This is a genomic window from Nocardia carnea (assembly GCF_029868325.1).
Lineage (GTDB): Bacteria > Actinomycetota > Actinomycetes > Mycobacteriales > Mycobacteriaceae > Nocardia > Nocardia carnea_C.
On record NZ_JARWNW010000209.1, the window covers coordinates 15100 to 35958 of the forward strand.

12 protein-coding genes and 1 tRNA gene are annotated in these 20859 nt (G+C 63.9%); 8 read left to right on the top strand and 5 right to left on the bottom strand.

Features of this window, described 5'->3' with window-relative positions:
* Positions 1–4 precede the first annotated feature (4 nt).
* From QH196_RS17620 to QH196_RS17645, 6 genes are all read left to right on the top strand, one after another.
* The gene (locus tag QH196_RS17620) at positions 5–2818 is read left to right on the top strand and encodes a helicase-related protein (RefSeq protein ID WP_280416894.1); all 2814 of its coding nucleotides are present in this window, start codon (positions 5–7) and stop codon (positions 2816–2818) included.
* Positions 2819–6742, top strand: coding sequence for an Eco57I restriction-modification methylase domain-containing protein (locus tag QH196_RS17625; protein WP_280416895.1), 3924 nt, complete (start codon positions 2819–2821; stop codon positions 6740–6742).
* Positions 6739–8967, top strand: a complete 2229-nt coding sequence (locus QH196_RS17630) for an McrB family protein (protein ID WP_280416896.1) — start codon at positions 6739–6741, stop codon at positions 8965–8967. Before QH196_RS17625 ends, QH196_RS17630 begins: the two co-directional genes overlap by 4 nt.
* Before the next feature lie 106 nt (positions 8968–9073).
* Positions 9074–10135 (top strand): McrC family protein, encoded by a 1062-nt coding sequence (locus QH196_RS17635; protein WP_280416897.1) that lies wholly within the window; start codon positions 9074–9076, stop codon positions 10133–10135.
* A complete protein-coding gene (locus QH196_RS17640; RefSeq protein WP_280416898.1) occupies positions 10135–12267 on the top strand; it encodes a UvrD-helicase domain-containing protein in 2133 nt (710 codons plus the stop codon). Before QH196_RS17635 ends, QH196_RS17640 begins: the two co-directional genes overlap by 1 nt.
* Positions 12268–12361: 94 nt before the next feature.
* Positions 12362–14347 (top strand): ATP-binding protein, encoded by a 1986-nt coding sequence (locus tag QH196_RS17645; protein WP_280416899.1) that lies wholly within the window; start codon positions 12362–12364, stop codon positions 14345–14347.
* An 82-nt stretch (positions 14348–14429) separates the two neighbouring features.
* Here the strand turns inward: QH196_RS17645 and QH196_RS17650 are convergent, their stop codons facing one another.
* A complete protein-coding gene (locus tag QH196_RS17650) occupies positions 14430–14693 on the bottom strand; it encodes a hypothetical protein (RefSeq protein WP_280416933.1) in 264 nt (87 codons plus the stop codon).
* Here QH196_RS17650 and QH196_RS17655 point away from each other — a divergent pair.
* Positions 14600–14959 carry a TrmO family methyltransferase domain-containing protein gene (locus QH196_RS17655; RefSeq protein WP_280416931.1) on the top strand — a complete coding sequence of 120 codons (360 nt, stop codon included), beginning with the start codon at positions 14600–14602 and terminating at the stop codon, positions 14957–14959. The two genes, QH196_RS17650 and QH196_RS17655, sit on opposite strands and share 94 nt — an antisense overlap.
* Before the next feature lie 1111 nt (positions 14960–16070).
* On the opposite strand, the gene QH196_RS17660 is transcribed toward QH196_RS17655, so the two are convergent.
* The 3 genes from QH196_RS17660 to QH196_RS17670 form a co-directional block, all read right to left on the bottom strand.
* Positions 16071–16146 (bottom strand) — tRNA-Ala (locus tag QH196_RS17660).
* 94 nt (positions 16147–16240) lie between these two features.
* Positions 16241–16975, bottom strand: coding sequence for a DsbA family protein (locus QH196_RS17665; RefSeq protein WP_280416900.1), 735 nt, complete (start codon positions 16973–16975; stop codon positions 16241–16243).
* 57 nt (positions 16976–17032) lie between these two features.
* Positions 17033–18367 carry an MFS transporter gene (locus QH196_RS17670; RefSeq protein ID WP_280416901.1) on the bottom strand — a complete coding sequence of 445 codons (1335 nt, stop codon included), beginning with the start codon at positions 18365–18367 and terminating at the stop codon, positions 17033–17035.
* A gap of 329 nt (positions 18368–18696) precedes the next feature.
* Between QH196_RS17670 and QH196_RS17675 the strand changes: the two genes are divergently transcribed.
* Positions 18697–19110, top strand: coding sequence for a hypothetical protein (locus QH196_RS17675; protein ID WP_280416902.1), 414 nt, complete (start codon positions 18697–18699; stop codon positions 19108–19110).
* Positions 19111–19197: 87 nt separating this feature from the next.
* Here the strand turns inward: QH196_RS17675 and pgm are convergent, their stop codons facing one another.
* Positions 19198–20835 (bottom strand): phosphoglucomutase (alpha-D-glucose-1,6-bisphosphate-dependent), encoded by a 1638-nt coding sequence (pgm, locus tag QH196_RS17680; RefSeq protein WP_280416903.1) that lies wholly within the window; start codon positions 20833–20835, stop codon positions 19198–19200.
* Between the last annotated feature and the right edge of the window lie 24 nt (positions 20836–20859).

Sequence of the window (20859 nt, forward strand, 5' to 3'; positions counted from 1 at the left end):
CTGAATGGGGTTTGCCGCGGGCAACCTGGTGTCGGCACGAGGCCGGGAATGGATCGTGCTGCCGGGCAGCACCGACGACTTCCTGGTGCTGCGCCCCTTGGGCGGCGCCGAAGACGATATAGCGGGTGTACTGGCCAGTGAGGGCGTGACACCCGCGACCTTCCCTCCTCCTGATCCAGCTGATCTCGGCGATCACTACAGCGCGAGCTTGCTGCGCAGCGCTCTGCGCATCGGATTCCGTTCCACTGCGGGACCATTCCGCTGTCTGGCGAAGATCGCCGTGCAGCCGCGGGCGTATCAGCTGGTGCCGTTGATGATGGCCTTGCGCCAGGAGGTGGTCCGGCTGCTGATCGCCGATGACGTCGGCATCGGTAAAACCATCGAGGCCGGACTGGTCGCCACCGAGCTCCTCGAAGTGGGCGCGGCACGGGGCCTGAGCGTGCTGTGCAGCCCCGCGCTGGCCGAGCAATGGCAGCGGGAACTGCGCGAGAAATTCGGCCTCGAGGCGGAATTGGTGCTGCCCAGCACGGTCCGGAGGCTCGAGCGCGCCCGGCTGGGCACCGAATCGATCTTCGAGCGGTTCCCGGTGACGGTGGTGTCGACAGACTTCATCAAGAGCTCCCGTCGCCGGCACGAATTCCTGCGCACATGCCCGGATCTGGTGATCGTCGACGAGGTCCATACCTGTGTATCCGACGGCACTCGCGCGGCGAGCGGTCGCACTCAGCGTTACGAGCTCGTCCGGGACCTGGCGGCGGATCGAACGCGGCATATGGTCCTTGCCAGCGCGACCCCGCACAGCGGCAACGAGCAGGCGTTCCGTAATCTGCTGGCCCTGCTGGATCCCGAGTTGGAGACCGTCGAACTGGAACACGTGAAGGGCCGGGAACGACTGGCCCGGCATTTCGTCCAACGGCGACGTGCCGACATCCGGCAGTACCTCGACGAGGACACCCCCTTCCCGAAAGACCGTCTCACCAAAGAGGTTTCCTTCGCGCTGAGTCCGGAGTATCGGGCACTCTTCGACAAGGTGCTCCAGTACGCGCGGGAAACCGTCCGCACCGACAGCGGCGATCTGGCGCGCCGGGTCAACTGGTGGTCGGCTCTCGCGCTGCTGCGCGCACTCGCATCCTCGCCGCGCGCGGCGGTGCAGACACTGCAGACCCGCGCGGCCGCGGCCGCCGCCGGCTCGGCCTCGGAAGCCGACGCCATCGGACGCGCGGTGGTACTGGACCTCTTCGCCGAAGAATCCAGCGAGTCTCCCGACAGCACACCCGGCGCCACCACCGGTGAAGGCGCCGCCAATCCGGTGGAACGCCGGCTGCGGGGCTTTCTCGCCGAGGCCCGTAAACTGGAAGGCAAAGCCGACAACAAGGTCAAGGAGCTGACCCGGGTCGTCAAGGGGCTCCTGTCCGAGGATTGTGATCCGATTGTGTTCTGTCGCTTCATCGACACCGCGGAATACGTAGCCGACGAACTGACGAAAACACTTGGCCGGAATGTCACTGTCAGAGCGGTCACCGGCACACTGCCCCCTGACGAGCGAGTGGCGCGGATCGACGAGCTGACCGCCACGCCCGGCCGGCATGTGCTGGTCGCCACCGACTGTCTGTCCGAAGGCGTGAACCTGCAGGACGCCTTCCAAGCGGTCGTCCACTACGACCTCGCCTGGAACCCCACCCGCCACGAACAGCGAGAGGGACGTGTGGACCGTTTCGGTCAGCGCGCTCAGCAGGTCCGCGCGGTCACCTTGTGGGGCGGAGACAACTACATCGACGAAATCGTGCTCAAGGTGCTGCTGCGCAAACACGAGGCCATCCGCAAGGCGACGGGTGTCTCGGTGCCGGTACCGGACTCCAACGATGCCGTCGTGGACGCGCTCATGGAGGGCTTGCTGCTGCGCGGCAACGACGCCGAACAGATGAGCCTGGACCTGGGCATCCAGTCCAAGCAGCTCGAGCTGTACTCCGAATGGGAGTCGGCCGCCGACCGGGAGCGGGCTGCGCGGACGAAGTACGCCCAGCACGCAATCAAGCCCGAAGAGGTGGCCGCCGAGGTCGCCGCGGTCCGTGAATCCCTCGGCACCGCTGAGGAAGTCGCGGAATTCGTCGAGCACTCGCTGCGAGCGTTGCGTTCGACGGTCACTCCGGAGCCCACCGGATTCACGGCCACCCTCGCGACCCTGCCCGACGGAGTGCGAGATGCCCTTCCACCGGATCGGCCGGATCCACTGCGTTTCCAGCGCGATCTTCCCATCGCTCCCGGCGCGGCATTGCTGGCCCGCACGGATGCCTCTGTGGAAGCCATCGCACGGTACGTTCTCGAATCCGCCCTCGACTCCCAGGCCGACGGCGAGGCCCGGCCCGCACGCCGCTGCGCGGTCGTGCGAACGAAGGCGGTCACCACGCGTACCACTCTGCTTCTGGTGCGCTATCGGTTCCACCTGCACCTGCCCGCGCGCGGCAGCAGCCGAGAGCTGGTCGCCGAGGACGTCGCTGCGCTCGCTTTCCAAGGATCCCCGGCCCAGGCCCGCTGGCTGGAGGAGTATGCGGCGACGGCCCTACTGGGTGCGCAGCCATCGGGCAATGTGCCCGAAGCGCAAGCATTGCAGTTCATTTCACGCAGCCTCGACGGGCTCGAGGCGTTGAGTGAACATCTCGAGGAGCATGGCCGGCTCCTGGCGGACCGGTTGCTGCAGTCGCATCGGCGGGTGCGGCAGGCATCGTCGGAGATCGTGCGTGGTTTGAAGGTGACGGCGGAGCCCGCCGCGGACGTGCTCGGCACGTTCGTGTTCGTGCCGCCGGTGGGAGGTGCGTGAGTGAGTAGCGATACGTTCGTCGGAGTTCGCATTCAGGGCGGTCTGGTACCGGCGGATCTGCTGCAACGGCTCACCCAGCCCGGACCCGGCTCGATGAGCGGTCTGCAGTCCTCCGACTACCACCTGGCGGCCGGGGAGTCGGTGCGTGACGCCGCCAACCGAGTGTGGTCATATCTCCAGGGAGTATGGCGCGCCTACCGTGATGCTCTGGACAAGCTCCCGGAAACAGACGCGGCCACTGCCCTGACCCGCGAGCGGTTTTCGCTGGTTCTTCTCGATCAGCTCGGATACGGCCGCGTCCAGCGCACGCCGAGGGGCGGCCTGACTGCTGAGGGCGAGTCCTACCCGGTCTCCCATCTGTGGCAGAACGTGCCGATCCACTTGCTGGGCGCCCGGGTCGATTTGGACACTCGGACCAAAGGAGTACCTGGCGCGGCTGGATCGTCACCTCAGGCCATGGTGCAGGAAGCGCTCAACCGTTCGGACGAGCACCTGTGGGCGATCCTCTCCAACGGTCGGCTCGTGCGACTGCTCCGCGACTCGACGTCGCTGGTCGGTTCGGCCTATATCGAGTTCGATCTGGAGGCGATCTTCGAGGGCGATCTGTTCGCCGATTTCCTGCTTCTCTACACCCTGTGCCATGTCTCCCGGCTGGAGATACGCGATCCCGAGATCGGGCCGGCTTCGTGCCGGCTGGAGCAGTGGCGCACGGAATCTGTCGAATCCGGTTCACGCGCATTGAATCTCCTGCGTGACGGCGTGGTGGAAGCACTGCGCGTATTCGGGTCGGGATTCCTGTCCCATCCCGACAACTCCACCCTCCGTGACGACCTGAGAAGCGGGAAGCTCAGCAGAGAAGACCTGCATCATGCACTGCTCCGCGTGGTGTACCGGATGCTGTTCACGTTCGTCGCCGAAGACCGCGGTGCGCTGCTGGACCCGTCCGCGCCACCCGAGGCACGTCAGCGCTACACCGACTACTTCTCCACCGCGAGGTTGCGCTCCACCGCGCAACGCCGCTTCGGTGATCGGCATCCCGACAAATGGCGGGCACTCACTCTGGTATGGCGCGGGCTGGGTAGCGAGAACGGTCTACCGGCACTCGGCCTACCAGGGCTCGGCGGCCTGTTCGAGCAGGGAGAGCTCGACCGTCTCACCGAGTGTTCCCTCAGCAATCACACTCTGCTCTCCGCGGCAAAAGAGCTCTCCACCGTGCGCGAGCCCGGCTCGCAGATGTTGCGGGTCGTCGACTATCGGAACCTCGGCGCCGAAGAACTCGGCAGTATCTACGAGTCGCTGCTCGAATACGTGCCACAGTGGGACCCGGCACGCAACGCCTACACCCTCGATATCGCGGCCGGCAACGATCGCAAGGACACCGGCTCGTACTACACGCCGACCTCCCTCGTCGAATCACTGCTCGACACCGCGCTCGACCCCGTGCTGGACGATGCCGAGAAGAGCGACAACCCCGAAGCCACTCTCCTTCAGCTAACGGTGTGTGACCCCGCTTGTGGCAGTGGGCATTTCCTGGTCGGCGCGGCTCGCCGCATCGCCAAGCGGGTAGCCGCAATACGCTCGGGCGACCCGGAACCGACACCGGCCGCAGTGCGTGCGGCGATGCGAGACGTGGTGTCGCATTGCGTATACGGCGTCGACGTGAATCCCCTCTCCGTCGAACTGGCCAAGGTGTCGCTGTGGATGGAGGCCCTCGAACCGGGCCGTCCCCTGGCATTCCTCGACGCCCAGATCAAAGTGGGCAACGCACTCGTCGGCGCCACGCCGCTGCTGCTGAGCCGAGAACTACCCGACGACGCGTTCAAACCCGTCGAAGGCGACGACAAGAAGATCAGCGCCGCCATCAAGAAGCAGAACAAGGCCGAACGCGAACACGGCTCTCAAGAGAGTCTGTTCGACCTCCCGGCCCGGGTCACCAACGAGCCTCTCCGCTCCCGCATCGAAGACGTGATCGCAGCCAAGCCACTGTCGCTCAGCGATGTCCACGTCCAGCAGCAACGGCTCCGCGCCTATGCGGAGTCCGACGAGTACCGGCATCAACGGCTCATTGCGGATGCCTGGTGCGCAGCCTTCGTATGGCCGAAACACCAAGGCGCACCCAAAGCAATAACCCAGGCTGTCCTTGGTGCACTCGCTGCTGGCGAGAACGCCCTCGATGACGCCATGCGAGCAGAACTGGCGCGACTTGCGGCCGAATACCGATTTTTCCATTGGCACCTTGAGTTTCCCCACATTTTCCCTACGGACGGAGGAGATGGTTCAGCCGCTACAACCGCAGCGGGACCAGGGTTCTCGGCAATTCTTGGCAACCCACCGTGGGACCAAGTTCAGTTCGATCCGCAAGAGTTTTTTGCGTCACGACGCCCAGACATCTCCTCTGAGGCGATCAAGTCCAAACGTGACCTTGCAATAAGAAGTCTGCAGCACGATGATCCATCACTTTTTACTAGCTATCTCGCAGCGATGCGTAAAGTCGACGGCCTGAAGCACTTCTTTCACAACTCTGGTCGATTCCCGCTTACAAGTTACGGTCGCCTACATACCGCACCTCTATTCACTGAGCTCAGTCGCGATTACATTAATCCGGCCGGGAGGTCAGGAGTCATCGTGCCCAGCGGAATTGCGACCGATTCATTCAACCAATACTTCTTCAAGGATCTGGTCGAGCATGGCTCCATCGCCAGCCTGTATGACTTCGAGAACTCCAAACCGTTGTTCCCAGGAGTGCATCGCAGCTTCAAGTTCTGTCTTCTCACCCTCACAGGACGCGACAGTCGCGAACCTCAAGCTGACTTCGCGTTCTTCATGCACGAGCCGACCGATCTACAACGCGACGGCGCCCGCTTCACCCTCACCCCTGAAGAAATCGAGCTTCTCAACCCCAATACCGGCACCTGCCCGGTGTTCCGAACGCGACGTGACGCCGATGTCACTCTCAGGGTTTACCGTCAAAACCCCGCGCTAATTCGCGACAACGACCGGGACGGCAATCCATGGAAAATCAAGTTGCACCTTACGTTCATGATGAACGTCGACTCGCATATGTTTCATACTAGAACCCAACTAGAGGAGTCTGGATGGGTCCTGAATGGCAACGTCTTCAAGAGAGGTGACGATCGAATGCTTCCGCTGTACGAAGCAAAGATGATCCACCATTTCGACCCTCGATGGGCAACCTATGATTCTAGTGACACCCCCCGAGATGTCACACCTGAAGAAAAAGGGGCGGATTTTACTATCCTCCCGCGATACTGGGTTGACTCCAGAGAATGTGAGTCGAAGCTCCCGGAACCAGATATCGGCTCTGGTGAACATTTTGCTTGGCGAGGGGTGACGCGAACCACCGACGCGCGGACGGCGATAGGATCGGTCGTCCCGAACTATGCAGGAATCGGGAATTACGATATTGTCACCGGCCTTTCAGGACCCAGGTTATACGCTTTTTCAGCAGCCTTCTCGTCTTTCGCTTTCGATTTTGTCACGCGACAAAAACTGAGCAATATGCATCTTCAGTTCAGCGTGGTAAAGCAGCTTCCAATGCCCCATCCTGCTAAACTGATTGATCCTGCTCCATGGGTCCCTGGAGAAACTCCTCTTGAGTGGATATCAGCAAGAACCGAGAGGCTCTTGAAGATTTGGGAAGGTCAGCCTATCCGCGACGCCCTCCGTGCAGAACTTGATGCCGCTTTCTTTCACCTGTACGGCATCCCCCGAGACGACGTCGAGTACATCATGGACACCTTCCCCATCGTCAAACGCAAGGACGAGGCCGCCCATGGCGAGTACCGCACCAAGCGTCTGATCTTAGAGATCTACGACGCCATGACCGAAGCCGAACGCACCGGTGTGCCGTACCGCTCGCCCTTTGACGAGCTCACGACTTCAGCTCTAGGAGAGCAGGAATGACCGATCCGGTTTCCGCATCGTTGGGCCGGCCGGCCGGTGTCGCTGTGGCCTCGCTCGGCCGTCGGATGATCGAGGAGTGTCTCGGCGCGGGCGGCTCGATACTCACTCCGTCCCATCCGGTATGGACGCGGGACAACCTGGCCGAACTTCGACGCGATTTCGTCGATCGCCCCGACGCCGGGGCCGGGAGTTTCTTCGACAAGCTCGGCAAGCAGTTGGCGAACACATCACCGTCCGCGGTGCAATTGTTCGCGGAGCTACTCCTGCTGAACCTGCTCCCGATCGTCAACCTCAGAGGTGAAACAAAGATCGAGCAGTTGAAAGCCGTGCTCGCGATGAGCGCCGCCCCGATTTCCATTCCTCAGGATATCGCCGACACGCTTCGTGCCGGCGGCGTGTATCACGGTGGCCAGGCCTTCAACAACTATCGATGGGTTCAACTTCAGTACCTGATCGAGTTCGCCTCGTACTTCATGGACCTTCCCGAGAGTGAGCGGCGCCTCGCTTTGGATAATCCGCTGGCCTTCCGGGATGCGGCGAATTCCGTCGAAACAGGGCAGGCGGCACAGCGCCAATCTCTGTTGTACTTGGCGTTTCCGAGCTTCTATCTGCCCATTGTCAGCCCGGCGCATCGGCGCCGCATTCGCGATGCCTTCGCGGATTACCTGGACCATGCCCCCGATGACGTCGACGAGGATCTGCACGACATCAACGAGGCGCTCATTCAGGAGCAAGGCGGCCCGGTCGACTTCTACCGCACTCCATGGAAGGAACGCTGGGATCCACCGTCCGAGCCGGCCGCTCCGACGGATACCGTGCAACACGCCTGGCGGGTGCGTGGCTCCAATGTGCTCGGCTACGACCTGGTGCCGAAGTGGCGGGAGAAGGGCATCGTGTCGCTGTCGGCGCGGCTGCTTCGACCGGTGGAATCCGACATCACCCGCGAGGAACTCAAGGGTTACATCGAGGAGGACTACCGCACCTCCGGTTACGCGGCGCGGCAGGACAAGTTCGACGAGTTCTACGCCTTCCTCGCCCGCATGCATACCGGCGATTTCGTGGTGACCTTCAGTCAGCGACGCCTGTATTTCGGCACCATTACCGGCGACGCGGAATACACCAAGAGCGAAGACGGCCTGTCCAATCTGCGCCGCACCGTGAAATGGGAACCGCATTCGATCCCACTCGATGATGTCCCCGAAGAGCTGACGGCGCTGCTGGACAGTCCGAGCGACGTCGCTGACCTGTCCGCCCGTATCGACCTGCTGCGCACCCTGACAGAGCGCCGACATGGCCCTCCTTTGGCCAAATCGGCGAACTTGCCCGACGCCACCCCGGAACTGGCGGAACGACTTCATGTCCCACAAGCGTGGCTACAGGAATGCATCGAGCTGCTCCGCGACCGTCCTCAGCTCGTCTTCTATGGGCCGCCCGGCACCGGGAAGACCTATCTGGCGCAGAAGATCGCCGAGCATATCGCGCCCGACGGCAATGTCACTGTCGTGCAGTTCCATCCGGCGTATTCCTATGAGGACTTCTTCGAAGGCTACCGCCCGGTTCCCACCGGTAACGGCCAGATCGGCTTCGACCTCAAGCCTGGTCCCTTGCGCCGGATCGTGGACAAGGCGGTGGAGAATCCGACCGCTGTGTACGTGCTCATCATGGACGAGATCAACCGCGGCAACCTCGCCAAGATCTTCGGCGAGCTGTACTTCCTGCTGGAATATCGCAATACCGCCATCGATCTGTTGTACCGGTCGGAGTCCGAGGGGGAATTCTCCCTGCCGAAGAACCTCGTCATCATCGGCACCATGAACACCGCCGACCGGTCCATCGCATTGGTCGATGCCGCCATGCGCCGGCGTTTCGCCTTCGTTCCCCTTCACCCCAGCGAACCCCCGACGAACGACGTGCTGCGTCGATGGCTCGCCGTGACCGGTTACGACAGCACGGCCGCCGATCTCCTCGATGCCCTCAACGCACGCATCGAGGATCCCGATTTCAAGATCGGCCCGTCGTACTTCATGCGGCCCGCTGTCCATACGCCGGGCGGCTTCGAAAGGGTGTGGCGGACCGCGATTCTCCCGCTGCTCGAGGAGCACCACTACGGAGATCGAACGATGGACGTTACACAGACATACGGGCTCGATACCATCCGCCGCAGTATCCAGCTCCCTCCCGAGAACCCCGAGCAGGTCGATGAATCGCCGCCTGACGCTGACTGAGGGTGATCCCCCGCAACGCATCGCGCTCACCGACCCCGAATACACCGCAGTTCGTCGGCTCGGCATCGCTACGGTCGTGCCCACCACAACTCCTGGGGAGTACGACGTGGCAGCCGGACGGAAGGTTGGTGCGGTCGCCCTTGCCGACCGGGAGATCTTGGTCCTGCCGAAGGTCAGTGATCTGAACCGGCTCGTATTCCTGGCCGGCTACTCGCGCAATCCCGACATCTGGCGGGACGACCTGGTCCATCTCGAGCCGGCCGACGAACTGTTCCCGGCGCTCGCAGAAGCCTTCTCTCGCACCGCTACCCGAGCGGCGGAGCGAGGACTGCTGATGGGTTACCGAACTGTCAGCGACACCTTGCCGGTGCTGCGGGGCCGGCTTCTCGCCAGTGCGCAGATGAACCAACGGTTCGGAATGCCGCTACCGCTGGCGGTCGAATACGACGAGTTCACCTCCGACACGGACGAGAACCGAATCCTGCTCCTCGCCACCACGCGCCTGCTTACGGTGCCACGCATCACCGAATCCGCTCGTCGGCGCCTGCATCGGCTGCGGGCCGCTCTGGCCGATGTCACCCTCTTGCCGCGTGGCGCGGCGCTGCCGCCCTGGCAGCCAACGCGCCTCAACGCTCGCTTCCACAACGCTCTGTGCCTGGCCGAGATCGCGCTGAGCGCGGAATCCTTCGGGCACCGCTTCGGCTCTCTCACTGTCACCGGCTATATGTTCGACATGTGGCGGATCTACGAGGACTTCGTCTGCACCGCGCTGAGCGAATCACTTGCCCCGCACGGCGGGCACTGCGCGCTCCAGTATCGGATGCCGATGGACGAAGCCGCACAGGTGCTCATGCGTCCGGACCTGATGTGGCTGAACCGAAACCGAGCACCCCAGGCTGTCGTCGACGCGAAATACAAAATCGAATCACCGGCCGGGTTCCCTGATGCCGACCTGTATCAGATGCTGGCCTACTGCACCGTGACCGGCCTCGACCATGGACACCTCGTGTATGCCAAGGGCAACGCCGCCACCCGCGACTACCGGGTACGGGGCAGTTCGATCACCATCCACTGCCACGTCCTGGATCTCTCGCTGCGTCCGTCCGAGCTGCTCGCCGCCATCGACGATCTCGCGGCCAGAATCGCCGCAACCAGTAAGGAGGGGTGATGGCCCGCCTCGCTATCGACAAGGATTTCCTGCTCGACTTCGGTCGGCTGGACCGGCCCCTCCAAGACAAGGTGGCCACCGTCTTCGAGAAGTTCGAAACAGCCACGCATGCCGGCATCCACCTCGAAAAACTCAACAAGGCCCGGAACTCACGATTCCGATCGGTGCGCATCGACAAGTTCTGGCGTGGCATCGTCCTGGCGCCCGAAACAGGGGATACCTACACCCTTCTGAAGGTACTGCCGCACGACGATGCCTACGCCTGGGCACAGCGGCGCGATGTCTCGGTGAACCGAGCGACCGGCGGCATCGAAATCCGCGACGAAGTGGCCCTGACCGAGGCCCTGCCCGCCGTGAGCGCAGCGGCCGAGAAGACAACGGAACGGCTGTTCGCGGGCATCAAGGACACCGATATGGAACGGCTCGGCATCGATGAGCGGACCCTCGCCTTCGCCCGTGCGCTGACGACGGTGGAGACTCTGGAGGCGGCACAAGACTTCCTGCCGACCACGCAGTGGCAGGTGCTGTACGGCCTGGCAGCGGGAATGACGGCCGACGAAGTATGGGCCGACCTCGGCGCCGACCTGCTCTCTGAACCGGTCGATACCAACGACTTGGACGCGGCTGTGCAACGCAGCACGGGACGCATCCTGCTGGTCGACGGACCGGACGAACTCATGGCAGTCTTCGCGGACCCATTCGCCTTGTGGCGGATTTACCTGCATCCCGCCCAGCAGTCCATCGTCGACGGCACATACAACGGACCGGTCCGCGTGACCGGCGGCCCGGGCACCGGGAAGACCGTGGTGGCGTTGCACCGCGCCAAGCGACTCGCCGAGCTCGGCGAAGGGAAAGTGCTGGTCACTACCTTCACTTCCACACTCGCAGAATCTCTCGAGGACGGCCTGCTCATGCTGGTCGACGATCCCGCACACGCGTCCCGCATCGTCGTCCAGAACATCGACCGGATCGCACACCGCATCTTCCGTGAACGCCACGGGGCACCGCGGATGCTGAAAAGCATTGAGGAGACGGCGCTGTGGCGCGAGGCCCAGTCCGCTCATTCCACCCCGTTCACCGAAACTTTCCTCGCCGAGGAGTGGCGGAACGTGGTACTCGCCCAACAGATCGGTAACGAAGCCGAGTACCTGAGCGCCCGTCGGCGCGGTCGCGGTCGAAGGCTCGGCGCAACGCAAAAACTCCAGGTCTGGTCCGCGATCCAGGCATTCGAGAATCTCCTGAGCGAACGCGGCTTCTGGACCCACGAGACCATCCGCCGCGAGGCCACCCGCCTTCTCCAGGAGAGCGCGCAGAAGCCCTACCGGCACATCATCGTCGACGAAGCACAAGACCTGAGCCCCGACCAATGGCGGCTCCTACGCGCCATGGTTGCCGAACAACCGAACGACTTGTTCCTGGCCGGCGACACCCACCAACGCATCTACGACAACCACGTCAGCCTGCGCGATGTCGGCATCAATATCGCTGGCAGATCGCGGCGGCTCTCGATCAACTACCGCACCACAGCCGAGATCCTCACCTGGAGCCTCGGACTGCTGCACGGCACTGAGTTCGACGATATGGATGGTGGCATCGAATCCCTCGCAGGATGCCGGTCAGAAGTCCACGGTGATCCACCGGAGGTAGCCGGCTTCTCCACGGTCGAAGCCGAACTCGACCACATCACCGCGAAAATCCGCAGCTGGACAGAAGACAGGGTGGCTCCGGAGGATATCGGGATAGCCACCCGCACAAAGCGATTGGGAGATCAGATCGCGAACCGTCTCGCGGACTCGAAGATCCCCGCCAGTCTGCTGGCCAAGAGTACGACCACACCGGGATCTGTCTCGATCGGCACCATGCACCGCATGAAGGGTCTCGAATTCCGTTGCTTGGCAGTCGCCGGCGTCGGCGAGAGCATGATCCCCGCGGCGTCAGCGGTAACTTCCCTCAAGGACGATCCCCACACCCACGACCTCGACATCCTCCGCGAGCGCAGCCTCCTGTTCGTGGCCTGCACCCGAGCTCGGGAACAGCTCCTCGTCACCTGGCATGGTGAGGTAAGCCCATTCCTGGAGAACGGGATAGGGGCAAGCGACCCACAGCATCCTGGGGCGCCCAAGTTGATCTGACGTTCGCCGGTGACCGGTGTGTGGTTCTACGATATTTCTACGATTTGCCGGCGGGCCAGCACGGGAACTTACGCACTGCCCTACGCTTCGTAGCATGGCAGATCTACGGCTCCAGGCCAGCGATGATCATGTGGCGCGGATCGCCCACGAGGGCGACCCCGTCCGTGCGGTCGTCGAGCTGGTATGGAACGCGATCGACGCTGAGGCGACAAACGTCAATGTTGTTCTCAAACGCAGTCTCTCGGAGGCCATCCAAGAGGTGCAGGTAGTCGATGACGGCCACGGAATCACGGGAGACGAAGTCGCGTCCACCTTTGGGCGGATCGGCGGCTCATGGAAAAAGCTCACTGAGAAGTCGAAAAACGACATGCGCACCCTCCACGGGAAGCTGGGCGAGGGGCGTCTCCGAGCGCTGGCGCTCGGATCACGCGTAACGTGGGCGAGCAGAAGCACATCGATCACGGGCGAACACGAGGTGATCACGATCTCCGGCAACCGCCGTGAGCGCGATCGCTTCGTCTGGGATCGCCGCCCAGCATCCGGCGACGAACGCGCAAGCGGAACAACAGTCACCGCTGTCAACGACGAACAACGATCCCTCGGTGCCCTTGAGGCCAAGGACATCATCGCAACCCTGCGCGCGCACTTCGCACCCGTGCTCCTCAACGATGACACGCTCACGATCACCTACGACGGATCCACACTCGACCCTGCCGAAGAGATCATGCACGACACCCCAATCGCGATCACCTTCGGTGAGAACAACTCCCAGAGTGCAACAGTACGCATCATTGAATGGCGCACCGGCCAGCATCGTGCGATATACGTTGGCCCCGATGCCGACCATTTCCAATACGAGACGTCCGGCGACAGCATCGACAAGCTGTTCTCCTTCTCCGCGTACGTGACCTGGAACGGACTAGGGCACGAGGAGCTCGGCCTCCTGGGCCTCCACGAGATGGCCCCGGGAAATGTCGGCGAACTCTGGAATTCGGTCCGACGTGCCGTTCGCGAACACTTCAACGCCCGCCGACGGGAGCGCCGACGCGAGCAGATCGAAGAGTGGCGCGATAAGGGCATCTACCCGTACAACAGCGCACCGACGACCGAGGCGGAACAAGCCGAACGGGCAGTCTTCGACGCTATATCCGGGACAATAGCGAACCAGATTCCGAAGTCGAAGCGCGAAGCACAGTTGACGCTCAACCTACTGAAGAACGCGCTGCATCACGACCCTGAGAAACTGACCACCATCCTCCACGAAGTCGTGTCGCTCAGCGAGGACGATCGCGACACACTGACCAAGCTACTGCGCGAAACGACCCTGCCCGCGATCATCCGATCGGCCAACCTCATCGCGAATCGCCACAAGTTCCTCGCAGGACTCCGACACTTGCTGTTCGACCCGAACGATTCTGGTGGCATAGGCGAACGTGACCACCTCCACAAGATTCTCGAGCACCATCTCTGGATCTTCGGCGAGGCCTATCACCTTATGAGTAGCGAGCGAAGCCTGACGGAGCTACTCCGCAACCACCTGAAACTTGAAGGGTTGCCGTCCAGGGATGTCGAGACCGTACGACGCTGGGACGGGAAGACAGGCCGCACGGATCTACACCTAGCCGCCAAGGCAAGCGAGCACGACCGCCTACGCCACTTGATCGTCGAACTCAAGGCACCTGACATCACCATCGGGCGCAAAGAAGTCGACCAGGTCGAAGATTATGCAAACGCCGTACTCTCAAACAACGCGTTCAAGTCCGATAACGCCATCTGGGACATCATCCTGGTCGTCAACGACTTTGACGACGTTGTACGGCGGCGTATCAAGGAGGAATACCGATCCACGGGCCTCGTGTTCGAGCCGCCTCATGAGCCCGGACTCCCTCAGATGCGGGTGTATGTACGCAGATGGAGCGACATCATCGCCGAGAATCAGCGACGGCTCGAATTTGTCACCTCCGCACTCGAACACGATCCCTCCATCGCTGAGGGGCTCAAGTACGTACGCGAAGAGTACAGCGATTTGCTGCCGGCTTCACTTCAGTCCACCACCGGCGACGAGGCTGAGGCGGTTTAACCTCAATCCCATCTAGTGTCCTGCGTCGGGAATTAGTCTTCTAATTCGAGGCCCACTTCCGGCTAGTCGGCACGGAGTCGGCCTAGTCGATCACGCCGTCCGCCGGGGTGAGGCTTGGTGTGGCGGCAGGAGTCTCATGGCCGACGAAACCTACGAAGTGGTCCCGATCGCGCACGTCGTCGGCGGACGCCGCGAACCCACCGACGACCACTGGGGCGGCACCGAAACCATCATCCGCATCGACGACACCCGATTCACCGAAGAGTCCGTCCAAGGCCTCGAAGAGTTCAGCCACCTCGAGATCGTGTTCCGCTTCCACCTCACCGACCTCCACTTCGGCGCCCACAGCGCACGGCCCACAGCGCACGCGACAACCCCGACTGGCCCAAAGTCGGCATCTTCGGCCACCGCAACATGCGCCGCATCAACTGGCTCGGCGTCTCCCGCACCAGACTACTCCACATCGACGGCCTCGACCTCCACGTCGCCGAACTCGATGCCGTCGACGGGACCCCCGTCCTCGACATCAAACCCTGGTTCACTGAATTCGGTCCCCGCGGCGACGTCCGGCAAGCCCCCTGGTCCACCGAAATGCTCAATGGCTATTACTGACCCCGACCACCAACCACTCTGCCCGACCGCAGAAATCTCAACGTCGGTTGTTGCGCCTAGCGGCTGCTTGCCGCCCCTATCTGCCACGCTGCGCCAGCCATGACAGCCCCAGAATCCTCGCTCTCGAGCTCCGTCGGACTACACAGGAGCTCGACTATCTGGGGTTCCTGTTGATCGAGCTCTATCAGGCCTTCTGTCGCCAAGGCTGCGGAATACGCTGCCGCGGCGTCCTCTCTGGTACGCAAGACGTACCGACGCACGTAACCGCCCATGTCGAATGCAGGACTGCATCTGACTGAATGTCGGATGTCTTGCCGTGGACGGCCATGGTTTCCTGATACCCACCCAGTACGACGAACTCGGCTCGACGCTCACCCTTACGCCCTTAACCTCGACTCAGCCGGGCATACGGCGAAGATACGAACGGGCAGATCTGCGCTGCATACAGTCCACAGATCTCGTGTACGGGCGCTTCGGATGTGGTGACGTCCTCGTCCGTTTCCTCGAACATCACCTGCCAACGCAGCTCATCACGGAACGGCAGCGCGCACACAGCGCAGAGATCGAACGTTGCCAAGGCAAGTTTGCGCTGTTCGGAAAGAGTGCCGAAGTCTGGTGACGGCCCCTGGTCAATCGTCGCGATGAGCGGTAGCCGCGGTCATCGGCACGGAGGTGATTACACCGCGCCGGACGGGGCACGGCAGCGGGTCCTCGATCGGCTATGTCTGACATGCTCAAATTCCTACCGGACCGGCTTGTGCACCGATAGGTGCAGGTCACACTGTCGCCTAATCGTGCAGCAGTCCCACCACGAAGCGAGCAGCCGCCCCATATCCCGGTCGTCGACATGGCCACCTACACAGCAACGGGATTATCGGCCGTTGGCGGCACGCCTCACCGCAGGGGGTCGAACGGACAGCGAGGGCTGGTGTGATTTGGGGCACACTCTACAGGTGGATGCGGGGCCGAGATAGAGCAATCTGGACCCGATTCGATGACCCCCACACTTATACAAAATGACCCCCACACCGGAATTTCAGTGTGAGGGTCAACTGTCGTAGAAAGTGTCGTAAATCCAGGTTGTTTCGTCATGCGAGAAACATATAACCCCTGGTGGAGCTAAGGGGACTCGAACCCCTGACCCCCACACTGCCAGTGTGGTGCGCTACCAGCTGCGCCATAGCCCCGGATGGTTGCTGCCGGTTCCCCGGCTGCCTGAACGAAGTTACACCACCTCCACGTCAGGCACCAAATCGGCTGGATTCCGGGTGAACGGCGAGGTCAGGGGGCGACCTGCTGGACCCATTCCTGGTTCTGGGTGTCGAGCTTGGTTGCGACGTCGAACACACTGGGGGTGGCGGCGTCGCCGTCGAGGGCTGTTTTCAGGTCTTCGACAGCCGCGGTGGCCTGCTGTCGGGCCTGGTCGGTGCGGGCGCCGGTGGTGATGCAGTCGCGAGCGGACCGGGGCGCGCCGGATTCGGTGGCGATGGTCGCGAGCTCGTCGTCGGTGAGGCCGGAGCCTTCCTCCGGCTGCCGGCTGGTGAGGAGGGCGTCGTGGAACTTCGAGTAGGTGACTCCGGAGCCTGTCTCCGCGACGCATTGCAGGGCGGCGGTGGCGCGGGTGGAGTAGTCGCCGCTATCGGATTTGGGGTCGAGGAAGTTCACGAATCGGTAGCGGACGGCGAGTTTGCCCTCGTCGATTTTCTGGGCGATCTCCTGGCCGTAGAGGCGTTCGAGGCTGCCGCAGCCGGGGCACATGGGGTCTTCGTAGATTTCGAGGGTTTTCGGGGCCTCGGGGAGGCCGAGGCGCACGCCGCCGTCACTCTGCACCGCGGCCGTGACCTCGGTGTTGCGGACCGATCCGTAGCCGTCGTTGCGCACCGCGGCGTCGCCGGTCCCCCAGCGGAAGGCGAAGAAGACGATCAGCGCGATCAGCGCCAGGGCCACCCCGCCCAGGGCGTAGGTGGTTCCGTTGGACATCGGCCGGGGGGTGTAATCGGACGGCGGTTTGCTCACGCGACCACTCTGCCGCATCCGGGCGAATCGGTCACGCGCACCCGGTGGCGCGGGGATTCAGTGCTTCGAGTTCGCGGCATCGTGTCCGGTGTAGTCGGCGTCTACCATCCCCGCGGAGGTGGCGTTGTGCGCGTCTCCGGCAGGCTCCACCACCGTCGGCTCCGGACGTTCGGCCGGCCCGGACGGCTCCGGTTCGGGATCGAGGCTCGCACGTTTCATCGGTTCCGGAACGATGAACCAGGCGATAGCGGCCACGGCCAGCAGTGAACCGGTGGCGGCGAGCCCGGCACCGTAGCCCAGCTGCTGGGCGATGGCGCCGACCACGATGGGGCCGAGGACGGTACCCAGGTCCTGGGACATCTGGAATCCGGCGAGCATGGTGCCGCCGCGCGCCCGGGAGCCGATGATATCGCCGACGGCGGCCTGCTGGGCGGGGGTGAACAGGCCTGATCCGACACCGGCGACGAACGAGGTGACCAGCAGCCACGCCAGGTTCGGGGACAGACCGAGACCGGTGGTGCCGATCGCGCACACCAGGGCCCCGGAGATCAGCAGGGGGCGCCGGCCGTAGGTGTCGGAGAGCCGGCCCGAGAAGAACAGGACGGTCGCGTTACCGGCGGCGAAAACGGTGAGCGCCACCCCGGCCATACCGGACGGTTGGCCGAGGACTTCCACCACCAGCAAGGGGACGAGTGCCATCCGGACGCCGAACACCGCGGCGCCGTTGGCGAAGTTGGACCACAGGGCCGCGCGATATTCGGGCCGGGCCAGACCCTGCACGAAACTCACGGTGGCGGCGTCGGCGGCCGATTCGGTTTCGGTGATCCGCGAGTCCCGCAGGTTGAAGTACACCACCGCCACGGCGGCCAGCAGCGCGACCGCGTAGATCAGGAACGGTGCGCGCAGGCCCAACCCGGCCAGCGCCCCGCCGACCAGCGGTCCGGACAGTCCGCCGATCAGGAAACATGTCGACCACAACCCGGTGACCCGGCCGCGTTCGGTGGGCGGGGACAGCCGGATCACCAGCGCCATCGAGGAGACGGTGAACATGGTCGATCCGATTCCGCCCAACGAACGCAGCACCATCAGCTGCCAGTAGGTCTGGGCGAAGGCACTCGCGCCCGTCGAGAGCGCGACGATGAGCAGCCCCACCAGATAGATCCGCCGCTCCCCCAGCATCTGCACCAACCGCCCGCTGACCGGCGCGAACAGCAGTCGCATAGCGGCGAACGCGCTGACGATCGCGGACGCGGCGGCCACCCCGACCCCGAAGCTCAGCGCGAACTGCGGTAGCACCGGCGAGACCAGGCCGAACCCGATCGCCACACAGAACGCGGCGGCGATGAGCACCCAGATCTCGCTGGGCAGCGGCGGCCTGTCCGCTTTTCCCACCCGGTGGCCGCGGCGGCGGAAGCGCCCCAGCACAGAGCGCCGGCCCACGGCGTTCGACCCAACCGGCTCCTTCGCATTCTCGGATCCGGATCGATCGTTCGCTACGGCCTCACCACTCACCCAGGCAACCAACACCGAGGTGGCCGTCACAATTCCCCAGCCGTGAATGCGTAGCGGCGCATCGTGTCAGCCGCAGCGTCAGGCCGGTGTCAGACCGGTATCAGCGCGGCCGGTGACAGTAGTCCCATGAGCAAGCGGCCGCAGCCGCTGCCGGCAAGTGAATCCGCTGTCCCGGCATGAGCTCACCGCAGAGAAGGAGTACCACCGCCATGTCCATCACCCTGACCGACCAGAACAAGTCCACCCTGCGTACCGCCGCCTACGGCGCCGTCTCGCTGATCACTGCCGCCGGTACTGCCGGCGGCTCGGCGCACAAGGCCGCCACCGGCGGCTCGATCGCGCTGGGCTCGGCAACCGGCCAGGCCGGACATGTACTGGCCGCAGTCAAAGCGAAGGAGATCGTGCTGAAGGGAAAGAACGTCGCCGAACTCGCGGACCAGGTGTTGCCTGCCCTGACGGCGGCCATGCAGCTGCTGAAGCAGCAGGACGCCGCGGAGGCGGAGAATTTCCGCAGCACCGTCCTCGTAGCTGTCGAAACAGCTGCCCGGACGCAGAAGGGCAGGCCGAGCCCCGTGCTGGCCGATATGACCCGCAAGATCACCGCAGCACTCGACGCCGCGTGAGAGGGAGGATCCGGCCGGGGCCTCGGCCGGATCTTCGGCGGACGGCAGGGGCGAATCGGCGGCCAACGCTGGTTCGCCCCGTATCCGTCAGCCGGCCGTCAGCACTCGCCCGACGAGTTCGCGGGCCGCATCCTGGACCTGCGCCAGATGGTCGGGTCCGTGGAAGGACTCCGCGTAGATCTTGTACTTGTTCTCGGTGCCCGACGGGCGGGCCGCGAACCAGGCATTTTCGGTGCTCACCTTCAAACCACCCAGGGCAGCGCCGTTACCGCCGGCCCGGGTGGCGACTTCGGTGATCGGTTCGCCGGCGATCTCGGTGGCGGTCACTTGACCGGCGTCGAGAGCGGACAGCAGTTTCTTCTGCTCGGCGTCGGCGGGGGCGTCGATGCGGGCGTAGGCGGGAGTGCCGTGGTTGCGTTCCAGTTCGAGGTAGCGGGCCGAGGGGCTCTGACCGGTGACGGCGGCGATCTCGGCGGCCAGCAGGGCGAGCAGGATGCCGTCTTTTTCCGTGGTCCACACGGAGCCGTCCATTCGCAGGAAGGAGGCGCCGGCGCTCTCCTCACCGCCGAAGGCGAGACTGCCGCTGAACAGGCCGGGTACGAACCATTTGAACCCGACCGGCACTTCGTAGACATCACGTCCCAGCACCCGCACGACCCGGTCGATCATCGCCGAGGTCACGGCGGTCTTGCCGATCTTGGTGAGCGCGTCCCAGCGGTGCCGGTTCGCCACCAGGTAGTCGATAGCGACGGCGAGGAAATGATTCGGGTTCATCAGGCCACCGTCGGGGGTGACGATGCCGTGCCGGTCGGCGTCGGCATCGTTACCGGTGGAGATGTCGTAATCGTCGCGGATCGACACCAGCGAGGCCATCGCATGCGGGGACGAAGGGTCCATCCGGATCTGGCCGTCGCCGTCGAGCGTCATGAACCGCCAGGTGGGGTCGACCGTCGGGTTCACGACCTCGAGCTCGAGGTCGTAGCGCTGCCCGATCTCCTCCCAGTAGTCCACGCTGGCACCGCCCATCGGGTCGGCGCCGAGCCGGATCCCCGCGCCGCGGATGGCGTCGAGGTTGAGCACCGCGGGCAGATCGGCGACGTAGTGGTCGAGGAAGTCGTAACGGCCCGCGGCGGCCATCGCCTGCGTCAGCGCGGCCCGTTTCACCCCGGCCAGGCCGCCGCGCAGCAATTCGTTGGCGCGTTCGGCGATGGCGTCGGTGGCGCCGGTATCGGCCGGGCCGCCGTGGGGCGGGTTGTATTTGATACCGCCGTCGCGCGGGGGGTTGTGCGACGGGGTCACGACGATGCCGTCGGCTTGTGGACGGGAACTGTCGCGGTTGTGCCGGACCACCGCGTGGCTGAGCGCGGGCGTCGGGGTGTAGCGGCCGCGGGAATCCACCACGGCGCCGATATCGTTGCCCGCGAGCACTTCGAGCACAGTGGTCCACGCCGGTTCGGACAGGGCGTGAGTATCGCGGGCCAGATACACCGGCCCCGTGATTCCGCGCGTGGCACGGTATTCGACGACGGCCTGAGTGATCGCCAGGATATGCGCCTCGTTGAACGTGGCGTCCAGGCTCGAACCGCGGTGCCCGGAGGTTCCGAAGACGACCCGCTGAGTGGGTTCGGCGGGGTCGGGAACGCGACTGTAGTACGCGGTCACCAGCCCGGGCACGTCCACCAGATCGCCGGGGCGGGCAGGCCGCCCGGCTCGGTTGTGCGCCATGTTCGGAGCTCCCTTCGTGGTCGG